Source organism: Mariniblastus fucicola (assembly GCF_008087665.1).
Classification (GTDB): Bacteria; Planctomycetota; Planctomycetia; order Pirellulales; family Pirellulaceae; genus Mariniblastus; species Mariniblastus fucicola.
In genome coordinates, this window is record NZ_CP042912.1 from 351,815 (window position 1) to 365,119 (window position 13,305).

Sequence of the window (13,305 nt, forward strand, 5' to 3'; positions counted from 1 at the left end):
CACTGTGGACGGCACGATTTCGGTTCAGCAGCCTGCGATTTTTAGTTCAATAAACCGTTTCCGCAACAGACTCGAAAATCGCTGTAAAAATTGACCTCTTTCATCCGGTCTAGCTGGTCTGTTCCAGCCAGGTACGGGCCAGTTCTTCCAGATTGGCGTCGCTGTGAGAGTCCTTGCCGAACCACGAACGCTCGACTTGTTGAATAGAGTCTTCCAACTCCACGGCTTTGTCCGTCGCGATTCCGTTACGCTGACGAATGTCGCGAAGCAATGTTAAAACCGTGAACGGATTGATGTCTTCTGGCATCTCGAACTGGGAAACTTTTTCGACTTTCGGGCGACTGAAAACAAACAGCAGCGCCGAAGTTACAAGCAAAAGAACTGCGATGACTGGAACCAGCCAGTACAGAAATGACCAACCGGGATTCGAATAGCGTCGCTCCAGAGATACATTCTGTTCCGAGTCCACCAGATCAACATCATCGTAACGCTGGTACTTGAGCACCGCGTCCTCGGTTTTGGCGTCGCCAAAGGAAAACTCGGCAACGTCCGACTGGTCCTCTTTGGTCCGGTACTCGACCGACCAGGTTCGCTCCGAAACGATCTGAATCTTGTCGCTGTCTTTGTCAAAACGGGCTGGCAAAACGCCCTGATCATCGACGCTGACGACTTCGAACTGTTCGCGATCGAGATTGACGATGTCTTCCAGTGGCGGAACCAGGCCTTTCGCGGTCGCTGTAACTTCAACGATCAGTTTTCCTTCAGCAGCCTGGCGTTCGTCCAGAGTTTGAGTGACTTGCAGATCGCTGACGGGACGATTGCTGGACTTACCCGCATCCACGACCACCGCAGGCGACTCAATCGGAATCACGACGTAGCCCGATGTGTCTAGAAAGTCCATGTCCAGTTTCAGTGACGCGATTCGATCCACTTCGCTGCCGCGTGCCTTGAGCAACACATAGGCGTAGGGCGTCACCCGCCAGCCTTCCTTCCCTGTTGGTCGGGACTGCATCCCTTCCGGGCTTTGGAACGTGATGCTCTGGATCTCGAAATGCTCTTCCAACGCCTGATTCACTGCGTCGGAAAACTTGTCTCGATAATCCTCGGTCGGTCGACCGTAGTTGTAGGCGTACATCATGCTGTTCTGATTCTGCACGTACTTGCCAAATCCACCGGACTCACGTTCGATCTCCTGCGTGTGCAGCAGATTCACGTACAACCCAAACGGTTCGTCATGGCCAATTTCGTGATCGCCGTCGAGTTCGGCGACAAGTTTCAGTTCACTGACCAGGTCGCCGTAGTACTCATAAAGCCCACGCGCTTCCCAGGCTCGTGGATGGTCTTCGACGATCGCGAAACCGCCGCGGAGATAACGGAACTTGATCTCCGGCTTGATCGGGCTCATGCGCGTGAACATGTTGTTGGCGAACTTGGCCATGTGAGCTTCGCCCAGCGTTCCCGGCAGGGCTTTGATCGCGTTACGGATCAGCGTGTACTGTTTGGGTACCGGCGAAGTCTTGTTGGTGATTTTGCCCAAGTCCGTCGCCCCGAGAGCCGCGTAGAACCAGCGGTCGTAGGCTTCTGTTGTCTGGTCTTTCTTCTCCAGTTCCACCACTTTGGCCCCGTATTTTTCGGCTGCGACTTTGAACTGTTCGAACGCACCATCTCGTCGGTCGGAAAACTCGCTGCTTTTTTGGACGGTTTGCGAGTAAGCATTTTCGTCGAACATCAAACAGGCCAGCGCCAGATGCAGTTGCCAATTCTCAGGCGAAGTCTTGAGAGCTTCTTTAGCCAACGCACTGGCCACGCGATAGCCACGCAGCACTTCCTGTTGAACTTCCGGCGCACGCCGGTTGGTCTTCTTTTCTTCCTGGTTGCGAATGTCCCGCCAGTTGGATCCGAGGTTGGCTCGCATTTTCTCGCAGATCGCCGCAATGGTTTTTGGCTTGAGATTGCCGAGGTCCCCAAAGACGCTTTTTACGCGATCGAGGTCATAAACTTCGGCGCTGCTGTGGCAAGTCGTGAACGCGTCGGCCAGAAGTTTCTCATCAAGTTCCTCCAGATTCATCGATCGAATGCGATCCACCCAACCCTGAAGCTCTTCAAGATTGCGTTGTTGCTTGGAACGAGTCAGTGGAATCGCGTCGGCCTTTTGATCGAAACCGTAGAAATAGACGTAAGGATTTCGTTGTTGCTTGTCATCGTTGGGGTTGTGGTTTTTGGTCCAGATTTTCAGAAACTCTTCGACCAGCGTTTTGGCGACTTTTGGATTTTGTGTGGCGACTTTTTCGATCCACGGGAATGCTTTGTCCTCTTCATTGACGTGCAAATGCATGCTGGCGAAAAGGCGTTGCATCTGCGTCTTGAGCGTTGGCCGAACGCGTTTCCGCCACGCTTCGCTGGGAGCAATCTCCAGCACATCGCCGATGCGAATTGGTTGCGGTTGATCGTTGCGTCCATATCGCCGCGCGTACTGACCGTCGCCAACCCAATAGGAGTTTCCATACTGGTCGTAATTCCAATATCCGCCGCCGCTATTCGAAGAACCGTACTGGACCGCGATGTCGGCCTCCTTGAGCCACGTGTCGGCCAACAATGTCAACGCGTCGGCCCATTCGTCAGCCAACTCGGGCGAAATCTTCAACAGCTTTTCGACCGCGCCGTTTTGCAGTCGAAGCAGTTTGAGCCGCTCGTCTTCTCCGATCAAAGCCGCTTGCCGAGCCATCGTCGATGACTTGGTTCCTAGATTCGTCAGAATCTTCATGCCGCGTTCTGGCGAGTCCGTGAAGCTCTCATCAAGCCACTTCTCTCCGATTTCGCGATCGATTTTCGATGACAGTTCGATCAGGTTCACCATCGCCGCGTCTTTTTCTTGCTGGCCGGATTTTTCGATCGTGGAAAGCGCCATGTTGGATTCCCACGCACGGGTCAGCCATTCTGCGACCTGTTTCGAGCGGTATTGGTTCAGTGCCAGTTGCGACCACATCTTCAATGAAACGACATCCTGTTCTTCGATCGCGGATTCGAGCGCGGGGAGGAACGATTCGACTTCTTCAGTCATGCCGGCCTTCAGGAACAGGTCAGCGGCGATCAGCTTTTGTTCTTTTTCCGCGCCGCCAATTCCAGAAGCACCTTTTTTGATCGTCTCGATGTACGACGAAAAATCGAATCCATCCTGCTTTGACTTGCGAAGGATGCGAGCCAACGTTGGGACGTGAGACTTCCCGCTGGCCGAAGCTTTCTTCTTTGCTTCACCGCCGGATGCTGCAACGCCTTGCATCAACTGTTCGCGAACTTCCGGAGGCAAATCGTCCAGGCTCATTCCGGGCGGAAGCTCAACGCCTGGCGGCAGCTGCACTTCGCTCGACGCGTCGTCTTCGGCAACCTCTTCCGATCCATCGCCCGATTCCGGTTGCTCGGCCGGTTCGACCAGTTCGCCTTCGAAGTGCATTGTCGGGCCGCCTTCGTCGGCCGAAAGAGATCCCGTCATGGTGCCATCTTTCACCGTCAGATCGGCGGTCATGGTACTGCCTTCCGCGGTTGCGCTGAACGTAAGCGAACCCGATTCGGAATCAAACTCGCCGCGTTCGAAACTGATCTCCTGTTCCTGCCCCGCCGTCGACACGGACATGTCGCCCGTAACGACTGTTCCGTCCAGCTTTAATTCCAGAGTGACGGTGATCTCTGGCATGGCGACACCGGCGGGAATCGAAGGGTCGTCAAGAGTGATCTTGCCTTCCCATTTTCCGGCCAGTTGCATGCCGAGCCCTTTGAATTTTTTGTTTCCGGTAACCGAGACCTTCCACGGTTTGGGTGCCGCATCGGTGATCCGAAGGATGTCTTCCGGGCTGAGGAAATTGCTGAGCGGTTTCTCGCGGTCGTTACGTGAGTTTCTGTTTGGTTCTTCGCTGGCTCCGGGCACGGCAGCAAGTTTCGTTAGCAAGTGTCCGTAAAGTTTGTCTGCGTCGTCTTCCTTGAGTGTGGCCAGATAGGACTTGAGCTCACCCCACTCTCCCAGCGTGACCAGTTTCGACCACTGGGCGACTTCGGCTTTGATCTGGGCTTCTTCGAGAGCTTTTTTCGCGCTTCCATCGTCAGGTTTTTTAACTGTAACGGTCGCATCGGTAGCCAGAGACTCCCACGGTTTGGCAGGAGCGTCGGCAGGAACTGATGTTGTTCCTTCCGCTTCTTCCGCATCGGATGCTTGCTCAGTGGCGTCATCTTCCGTTGCTTCGCTTTCAGTTTCTGATTCAGCTTTCTCGGTGCTGTCCTTTGTTTCGACGCTTTCCTTTTCCTCAGCATCATCATCGGCAGCAGCGGGCTCTGCGTTTTCGGCAGGCGATGCTTCGGCATCGTCTTTCTTTGGCTCCGCAGCTTCTTCATCCGGCTTATCCGTTACCGCAAACTTGCCGGAAATTCTCAGCTCATCGACCGAAAGAATTGTCACCGTGCCGACAAGCTGCTCGTCCGAGTGAACTTCGAGGGTCTCGTCTTTTTTGAACGCAGGCTTTTTATCGAATTCAAGAACGACAAAATCTTCGAACAGGTTGGCGACTTTGGCCGTTACTGGTTTGTCTTTCTGCTTCGCTTTTTCGGTTTCCTCTTCAGGCTCTTCTTTGGTGCTCCACGCTTTGAGCACGGTTGGCAACGAGCGATCGATTTTCGCTGCGAGCAATGCTTCCAGGCGTCTTTCGTCGAAAGACTTTTCCGGTTCCGCGGCCTCACCTTCGGCGCCGTTTGAAGCCGCTGTTGTGGAAGCCGTCGCCGATGCCGATTGCGCCACAGCGGTTTGCGTACCAGCCTGAACAGCGATCGGTTGCGATGGCGAAACTCGCATCACGGCAACCTGAGCACTGAGCTCATGAGAACTGGACAGAGTCGCAATCGCGGCGATCAAAAAGACGGAACGTGTTCGTGAAAGAAAGCTCATTGGGAAATCTCAAATCGGGCCTGTTGCAACACGTGGTCGTAGCTCCATTGTAGCTGACGTCCTCGCGGAGGAGTCAAAACCCTCCGCGATGGACATAAAAAAACCGCGACCATCGAGGCGCGGTTTGGGTGTCTAAAAGTTATTCGGGTTTGCGGATCAAGATCCAGCTCCCTCAGGAATTTCAATCTTGCCGCCAGCATTACCAGGGTCCTTCTTTTTGTCGCGACCGCGACTACGGTTCTTACCGCTTCAGGTGCCCTGTCATTGACTCGGCAGTGGCAAGCCCTGAAGCTCGCTCAGATCCATGCGGGCCAAACGAACGGCAGACTCAAGGTCTTCGGCGCTTCGCTTAAGCAACTCTTCGTCGCCAAGTTCCTCCGCATCATTCGTCAACTGCGTGTAGTGCTGACGCGCGGCTTCGATCTCCGGCTTCCACTCTTCTTCCGGCATGCCTTCAAGTCGCATCAACCACGTCATATAGTATTGCGAGTTCGCGAGAGCCGACTGAACATCCGCCACAAAATGTTTGTCGGCAGATTCGTCCTTGCGAACATCGTCGAGCAAACCTTCCAGCGTCGACCGAGCTTCGGGCAACTTCGCGGCCATCATCTGGCACTTGGCTTTTTCAAGCAGCACGCCTCGCGATTCGGCAACTTTTTCACTTGGCAGATCAGCCAGAACTGCGTCGAACAGTTCGACGGCTTCGCCCCACTGTTCGTTGGCCACGCAATCCCGTGCATCATTGAGCACAAGATTTACCTGGTCGACTTCCAAGTGTTTTTGTCCGGGACCGAAGTGGAAGATCGCTCCTCCCAGCCCGACAAAAAGCCAGCCGACGATTAACAGTATTCTCATCACGCCTCCATTTTTTGAGGTTCGCATTGGCAGCCTGAATCGGCGCCGCCTGAACAGTCTAACGGATATGGCCTGGCGGCTGCAAACTTATTCGGCGCTTAATGATGTCACGCCGCAACTTTTCTTTCGGGAGTAAACTTGACGCCACCGACGTAACGCGTGCCAAAGTAGTGCAACAACAGCGGATTGGCCGCCAAAATGGACGTTCCGGCCACGCAAGCCAGCAAAGCCCACTCACGCCGAGTCCATTCTTTTATTTTGTCTTCGTTCCGCGTTTCGGCAAACCGTGAGACCAGTTGCGCGTTCAGATGCTTTTGGTTTCCGTTGTGAAAAACCCCACGCAAGCGGTTCGCGACCTGCCGCAACGTGTTCACGTCCTGTCGCGATTGATGATCGTGAATAAAAGTTCCACTGTTCGGATCGCCAACGCCAACGACCAAAAACTGATCCACCGAAGCAGGAACTTTCGGCATGCCCGTCGCCGGAACGGTGTCGCCGTCAGTCAGCACCAGGATATGAGTGCTCTTTGGGTTCCAGGGCTTGGCCATCTTTACGGCCTGGCGAATGCCTGCCATCAAATTCGTTTTGCCTGGTTTGAAAGCGTGCCACATGGGCATCTTTTCCATGATGTGGCGTACGACTTCGTGATCTTTCGAATCTTCCAGCAGCGGTTTGGCGTCAGTGTAAACAGCGATCAGCGAAATCTTGAACTGCCGCATTGGAATACGATTGAACAGCGACTCGACGATGTCCGAAGCACGTTGCCGGCGAGTCTTCTTTCCCTCCGGGCCGCTGTCTTCGACTTGCATGCTGGGCGAAACGTCCACGACCAAAACCAAATGCTTGTAGTCGCTTTCGTCGATCACGCCTGACTTGTGAACTCTCGCTTCAACAACCAGCCACAATGAAAGAAAGCCCCAGCACGCGAGGGAAATTCCGACGACGCGAAACACGGGAACCAACCACGTCCAAAACGCGGGCCGGCCCGAAGGACCAAAGGCCAGGTTTTTGACACGGCCAATTCGTTTCAGGTGCCAGGTTTCCGCCAGCACAGCCACCAACGCGACCGCGACGCAAATCAGTTCGGGAAGGATCTCTACCATGGCGTGTACCTGAATAACATCATTGAGCACAACGCCACGCCGGCCAGGCTGATTCCGGCAATCGAAAACGGTGCGAACCAGTCGAGTACCTCTGCGTAAGTCTGCTTCATCTCGGCGACTTCCATTTTGTCAATTCGCTGGAACACGCCCTGCAGTGATTGAACGTCCTGTGGGTTGAATGATTTTCCGTTGGCGATGTTGGTGATGGTAGAAACTTCCGGAGGCGTGACGCCGTTGCCGATGTGAATCGAGTACACCACGATGTTGTCGTCGCGAAGGGACTTGCCGATGATTTCTTCCTTACCGTCGCCAAGATCAAAACTGGCTCCATCGGAAACCAGAATGATCATCCGGTCGCCGGTTTCACGAGTGACCAGCGTTTCCTGGCATTTCTTCAAACCCAGTCCAATCATCGTTCCGCCACCGTAGCCTCTGGGTAACTTGCGGGGATTCAAAAATGGCACGGCACAGCGGAAAGCCGACGGGTCGGTCGTCAGCGGAATCCAGTGTTGAGCTTTGTCGCCAAAGACCGTTAGCCCGAATGCATCGCCGGGCCGTTGGTCAACGAATCCGTTGATGGCTTCCATGGCGGCATCGTAACGTGTTCCTGCTCCGAACTTGGCCGTCATGCTGCCGCTCAAGTCCAGACAAAACTCGATGTTCGTCAGTTCTCGCTCGGCTTTGGGGACGCTTAAATGCCGCGGCCCGGCCAGTAAAATGATTGCCACGGCCATCATCAAAGGCATCGAGCTGAGAAAGCAGCGGATGAAGAAGTCTGACCAACGCCCCGATCGCGCGATGCCAAAATCCTGCGGCAACGCGATGCGTCGGTCGCTTCCCAGACCCAGCGACGGCAGTCGATCACGCAACCAAATCCACGCCAGCAACGTCGCCGGGATGAACAGAAACAACAGAATGCGCCAGTCGCTGAAGCTCACGTGCTGGCCTCCAGTTCGTCGACGGGCAGGCTGCGATAGGGTTCCAACAGTTTCGCCAGGTCGACGTTCTGATGGTCTTTGGCCGGCCGATGCATCCAGCTTTCCAGTTGACGCATCAGAGGTCCAGCCTGTTCGTTGGCTTTGATTTTTACCATCGCTTCGTCGAGCGGCATGGACTCATAGCCCAAACGTTTTCGCCACCAGGAAAACAACATCCGTTCGAGCTCCGCATACTGCTGCGGTGCGACCTTGCTTTCGAACGCCGCTTCCAAACGATCCCTCAGTAAGTCGGCCAGCGATCGCGGAGGGGGTCCGGAGTCCACGTTCTGGGCTTTCTTGCCTCGCCCACCAAAGATCAGAGCCAGCAATACCAAACTCCACAGTCCCGCTGCCGCAATCATCACGACTTTATAGCCGCCCATTCGCGGCAGCCAGCCTTCGGGAAGCTGGTTCGGCGTGATCTGTCCGGCAGGCAGCAGCGATTTGATCTCCACAAGCACTGCGGGCAGTTCGCCCTTTTCCTCACCGTCTTTTCTGACCAGCCATTCGGTCAGATCGTAGGGCCCGGGCTCAAGCCCCGAAAACCGAAGCGTGTAACGAAACGAGTCACCGTGCCGAATCGCATCAACAACCTGCACAATCATCGCCGGGTCTCCAGTGAGCGGTTTGGCAACCAGTTCACCGCCAGGCAAAATGATGTCGGATAAAACTCCCGGCGCGCCGACGGTCGGTGAAGCAAGTGCTTGTTCCTCTGTCGAATCGGGTGAAGTCGAAGAGTCGCCCTGAACGACGATCGACATCGCAATGACGATCAGAATTCGCGATACCATCAGGGTTTGGGCTGAGACTGCCGCTGCCATCATCGTGCTCCTCGACCAAGTAAACCTCGGGACTTGAAGAAGTGCCGTAGTTGATACGCGAAAGGCTCATCCGTTCGCACTGTCAGATGGTCGACGCGACCGCGCTTCAGTTCCTGAGCCAGGCTTTCCTGATCGATGCCCAGACCGTGGCCTCGCGTCGTCATCGTCCGACCAGTTTCTGCTTCCCGGCCGCGAATGAAGCCGGCGCCGCGAATCGATGCTTCTGCCGGATCAATCATCTGTATCGCAACGACGTCATGTTGCTGACCTAACCGCTTCAGCGGACCAATGGCTTCCGGCTGATGTAAGTCCGAAATCACAATGATCAGCGACTTGTTGATCAACAGCGGACCAAGCTCCCGAAGCCGCTCCTGCAAACAGGTTTGTTCGTCGATTCGAAACGTTCGCAGTTTGTGCAGCCACTGCAAAATCTTGTCGCGCGAAAGGCTCGGGCTGTATCGAAGCTCCGTTTCGCCAACAGAAACAACGGCTACTGGACTGATACGATCCAGACAGGCAAATGCCAACCCGCCGGCGATGTGGACGGCTACCGCATACTTGCTCCAGTCAACTGAACTGACCGTCATGGAGGCCGACGTATCGACCAGCAAATAGCAGGGCATCCGCTTGGGCGTTTCAAATTCCTTGACGTGGAACTTGCTGGTTCGGGCTGTGATCCGCCAGTCAATCGCTCGCACGGAATCGCCAGGCTGATAAAGTCGCGACTGGACGTAGTCGGTACCGCTGCCGAGAAACGGAGACGCGTCGGTTCCGTAGCTCAGGCTGTCGGCGAGACGACGCACCGCGATCGCGAACTGCCGCGAGTCCAGCGTTTCTATATTCTCAAGCTGAAAAGTCTTTGAGGCCATTTTTCTCCTAGGCGATCGTTGACGCCGTCAGCCCCATTTCATTCATGATGCTTTGCAAGACGGATTCGCCCGTCAGTCCATCGGCAAGTGCTTCGTAGTTCAGTCGAATTCGGTGCAGAATCACGTCGCCGGCAAGCGAATACATGTCTTCCGGAATCACGTAGTCGCGTCCATTGATCAACGCGCGAGCTCGTGACGATTTTAGCAACGCGATTCCGGCCCGCGGCGAACAGCCGACTTCCAAAGCAGGATGAATTCGCGTCCGGTTGACCAGTTCAACGACATGATCAATGAACACGTCGCTGATGTGAACTTCCTGAACGGCTTGCATCGCTTCGATCAGCTCCTCCGGCGTACCGACGGGTTTCTTGTCGAGGATATCGAACTCTGTTTTCGCGATCGCACCTTTGTCCTGTCGCGTGATGCCCAGCGATGCGTTGCGACGAAGGACTTCTTTCTCTTCGTCGGGAGTCGGGTAGTTCAGCCGATGGCAAAGCATAAATCGGTCAAGCTGAGCTTCGGGTAGTTCGAACGTTCCGCTTTGCTCAATCGGGTTTTGGGTCGCGATCACGAGGAATGGAGCTGGCAACCCGAAAGTCTCGTTGCCGATCGTGACTTTGCGTTCCTGCATGGCTTCCAGCAGCGCGCCCTGAACTTTCGGAGCCGCGCGGTTGATTTCGTCAGCCAGCAGCAGGTTCGTGAAGATGGGACCTTTGAGGATTTTGAATTCGTTGGTCCGCTGGTCCAGGATCTCGGAGCCCAGAATGTCCGAAGGCAACAGGTCGATCGTGAATTGAATCCTCGCGAAATCCAGATCCACCGTTTTGGATAAAACAGAAACCAGTAGCGTCTTTGCCAAACCGGGCACACCCTGCAGCAACAGGTGACCACCTGTGAACAGCGAAATCAGAGTCCGTTCCACCACGACGTCTTGCCCAACCACAACGGTCGCAACCCGTTCGCGAATGCGTTTAATGAAGTCAACCGTTTTCTGCGTTTGCGGGTTGGTCTCTGTCGAAGGTGCCGTCGCCATGCTGCTCACTCTCGTTTTCAGGGTTGAATCTGATTTCGATTATAAACGCTCCAGCGGACCGCTGTTGGAGATCTTTTCCAGGGAACTCAACCAATGGAGCGGAGCGGTGTCTGGACGGTTAGAGGGTGTTTTAAAATTATTTTTCCAGCCTGTTTAGCATGAATTGAATCATTGCGATTCGTATGACAGTTTCGCTGTTTTGAGTCAGTCTTTCATAGTCCTTTGAGAGCCTTCTGAATTTTCCAAGCCATGCGAAAGTCCGTTCAACGATCCATCGCTTGGGTAAGACAACGAACCCTTCGGCTTCGACCGGACGCTTAACGGTTTGCAAGATGACACGATACCATTGCTTCAGGAACTCCGGCAAATCAGCCCGCCCGTAAATCGAGTCCGCGAAGATGACTCGAAGCCGACGAAACTTCTGTCTGATGTTTTCAAGAACAAGATGTGCACCTTCGTAGTCTTGTAGATCGGCCGAGTGGACAACAACGACCATCACAAGCCCCAACGTATCCACCAGGATGTGACGCTTTCGTCCGGTAATTCGTTTCGCCGCGTCATACCCGCGTAATTCTCCTCCTTCAGCACTGCGAATGCTTTGCGAATCAATGATGGCTGCTGTTGGCGTTGGCTTCCTGCCTTCTTTGCGGCGTACCTTTTCGCGAAGACGATCGTGAATGCGTTGCCATGTCCCATCAATACGCCAAGCTCGATAAACTCCATAAACCGTGTTCCAATTCGGAAAGCAGTCCGGAAGCAACCGCCACTGGCAGCCCGTTCGACACCAATACAATATCGCATCGACAATTTGACGCCGATCGATTCGTTTGCGGCCGCGAAGTTTTGCTGGCGGAATCAGACGACGAAGCAATCGCCATTGATCATCACTGAGACTGCTGGGATACTCAATACTCATCGCTACGGCTCCTTCCGTTTACGGTTTAAATGCAAACGGGGCTGTAGCGATTTTTTCAACTCAGAGCAATTTCAAAACACCTTCTTAGGCGATTGGTGGCTGAAGCTCGTCGCGGATGTGACTCGGGTATCTTTGTGAGTTCGCGGTTACCCGAAGACGGAAAAGAGGGGGCCAATTTCTGAACTGTGTCCCGCATCCCCTTTTGGTTGCCTTTCATGAGTATGTTTGTTTTCTCATCGTTTTCGCTCTGCTTGCAACATCCTCATCATTGCTGGGACAAGGATTAGCCGACGGCGCTAGCCCCGGTTGACGGTGTGGAATCCAAACCGCATCAGGGTGCGTAAACAAACCGCGGCTAGCGCCAGTCGGCTGATTTGTCTTGCCAGCAGTCGCTTGAATTCGTGCGCCGGCCGCGAACATACACATAAAAGCAACTGATTGCGTGAAAACGTTCTTTTGTCTGTAACAAACCGCTGAGAAACTCGCTGGTGGGTATATGGAGTTGGCTTTGCGACGATCACGTGCTGCATTTTGCACCTGTGATGCAAGAGCGATCTCTTTTGGTTTGGGTCTTCGAAAATATCGGTGTCTCTGGATCAATTTTGGACGATTACGTATCAGCTAATTCAGGAAACGCAAAATGAATGAAGAAAAACTACACGCAATGGTTGGCAACGTACTTCAGGACCTTGGCGGTGCTTTCAGCGTGCCGTTGGTGCAGATCGGAGAACGACTTGGTATCTATGAAGCGTTGGCAAAGACCGGTCCGTGCAATGCAGAAACTTTGGCCGAAACCATGGGGCTCAATCGACGCTACCTTGAAGAGTGGCTTTGTGCCCAGGCAGCTTCCGGGTACATCACCTACGAAGCCGACACGTGTCAATTTTCGATGACGGCGGAGCAGGCGTTTGTGTTTGCCAATCGCGATAGTCCGTTCTACCTTGCACTCGCATTCACATCAGCGGCTGCGTTTGCGGAAAATGAACCTCTGGTTCGCGACGCGTTCAAAACCGGTGCTGGTGTGGCATGGAACGACCAAAGCCAATGCCTTTCTTGTGCGGTAGCCCAGTTCTTTCGCCCGGGATATCAGAATCATCTGGTGCAGGAATGGCTGCCGAGGTTGCGGGGCATGGCGGAGAATCTTGAACGTGGTGCACGAGTAGCCGACATTGGTTGCGGTCACGGCATTACCACAACGTTGATGGCTCAAGCGTTTCCAAATTCCCAGTTTGTCGGAATCGATTTCCATGAAGCGTCGATCGATGAGGCCCGGAAACATGCAGCGTCGCACAACCTGAGCAACTTGAGCTTTGAAGTCAGCACTGCCAAAGAGGCGCCAGGCAAGTTCGATCTGGTCACGATCTTCGATTGCCTTCATGACATGGGCGATCCGGTTGGTGGCATGAAACACGTCAGGAAACTGCTGAACGAAGGCGGCGCCTGCATGATTGTGGAGCCGATGGCCGGAGATTCGGTGGCCGAAAACCTGAATCCCGTCAGTCGACTTTATTACTGTGCGTCGACCATGGTTTGCGTTCCAACATCATTGGCTCAGGAAGAAGGCACGGCGCTCGGGGCCCAAGCCGGCGAAAAGCGTTTGCGAGAAGTCGTCGTCGAGAGAGCCAGGTTCTCGTCGTTCGCACGCGTCACCGAAACGCCGTTCAATCTGGTCTTCGAGGCAATCCCGTAGAAGCGAATGCTGACGCAATCGAAGCGAAAGTTGAGGTCAGGTCATGCTGGCCTTTGTTTCGACCGATAGATGGTTCACATTTGTGCCGGTTTGCCATGTTCGAGTGATCAG

General features: G+C 54.3%; 9 protein-coding genes. 1 reads left to right on the forward strand and 8 read right to left on the reverse strand.

Annotation, left to right across the window (positions count from 1 at the left end):
• Positions 1 to 109 precede the first annotated feature (109 nt).
• The 8 genes from MFFC18_RS01420 to MFFC18_RS01455 form a co-directional block, all read right to left on the reverse strand.
• Positions 110 to 4,930: a hypothetical protein gene (locus tag MFFC18_RS01420; protein WP_075082537.1), complete on the reverse strand. Its 4,821-nt coding sequence runs from the start codon at positions 4,928 to 4,930 to the stop codon at positions 110 to 112.
• A 261-nt stretch (positions 4,931 to 5,191) separates the two neighbouring features.
• On the reverse strand, positions 5,192 to 5,785 hold the full coding sequence (locus MFFC18_RS01425) for a hypothetical protein (RefSeq protein WP_075082681.1): 594 nt from the start codon (positions 5,783 to 5,785) through the stop codon (positions 5,192 to 5,194).
• A 107-nt stretch (positions 5,786 to 5,892) separates the two neighbouring features.
• The gene (locus MFFC18_RS01430) at positions 5,893 to 6,888 is read right to left on the reverse strand and encodes a vWA domain-containing protein (RefSeq protein ID WP_075082536.1); all 996 of its coding nucleotides are present in this window, start codon (positions 6,886 to 6,888) and stop codon (positions 5,893 to 5,895) included.
• The gene (locus tag MFFC18_RS01435; RefSeq protein ID WP_075082535.1) at positions 6,882 to 7,826 is read right to left on the reverse strand and encodes a vWA domain-containing protein; all 945 of its coding nucleotides are present in this window, start codon (positions 7,824 to 7,826) and stop codon (positions 6,882 to 6,884) included. The genes MFFC18_RS01430 and MFFC18_RS01435 overlap by 7 nt, the downstream gene beginning before the upstream one ends.
• Positions 7,823 to 8,656, reverse strand: a complete 834-nt coding sequence (locus tag MFFC18_RS01440) for a hypothetical protein (protein ID WP_148618585.1) — start codon at positions 8,654 to 8,656, stop codon at positions 7,823 to 7,825. Before MFFC18_RS01440 ends, MFFC18_RS01435 begins: the two co-directional genes overlap by 4 nt.
• Positions 8,657 to 8,685: 29 nt before the next feature.
• Positions 8,686 to 9,555: a DUF58 domain-containing protein gene (locus tag MFFC18_RS01445; protein ID WP_075082533.1), complete on the reverse strand. Its 870-nt coding sequence runs from the start codon at positions 9,553 to 9,555 to the stop codon at positions 8,686 to 8,688.
• 7 nt (positions 9,556 to 9,562) lie between these two features.
• The gene (locus tag MFFC18_RS01450; RefSeq protein ID WP_075082532.1) at positions 9,563 to 10,588 is read right to left on the reverse strand and encodes an AAA family ATPase; all 1,026 of its coding nucleotides are present in this window, start codon (positions 10,586 to 10,588) and stop codon (positions 9,563 to 9,565) included.
• A gap of 136 nt (positions 10,589 to 10,724) precedes the next feature.
• Complete coding sequence (locus MFFC18_RS01455; RefSeq protein WP_068267841.1) at positions 10,725 to 11,504, reverse strand: IS5 family transposase; 780 nt, start codon at positions 11,502 to 11,504, stop codon at positions 10,725 to 10,727.
• Between the two features lie 640 nt (positions 11,505 to 12,144).
• Here MFFC18_RS01455 and MFFC18_RS01460 point away from each other — a divergent pair.
• Positions 12,145 to 13,194, forward strand: coding sequence for a class I SAM-dependent methyltransferase (locus MFFC18_RS01460; RefSeq protein ID WP_075084919.1), 1,050 nt, complete (start codon positions 12,145 to 12,147; stop codon positions 13,192 to 13,194).
• Positions 13,195 to 13,305: the final 111 nt, after the last annotated feature.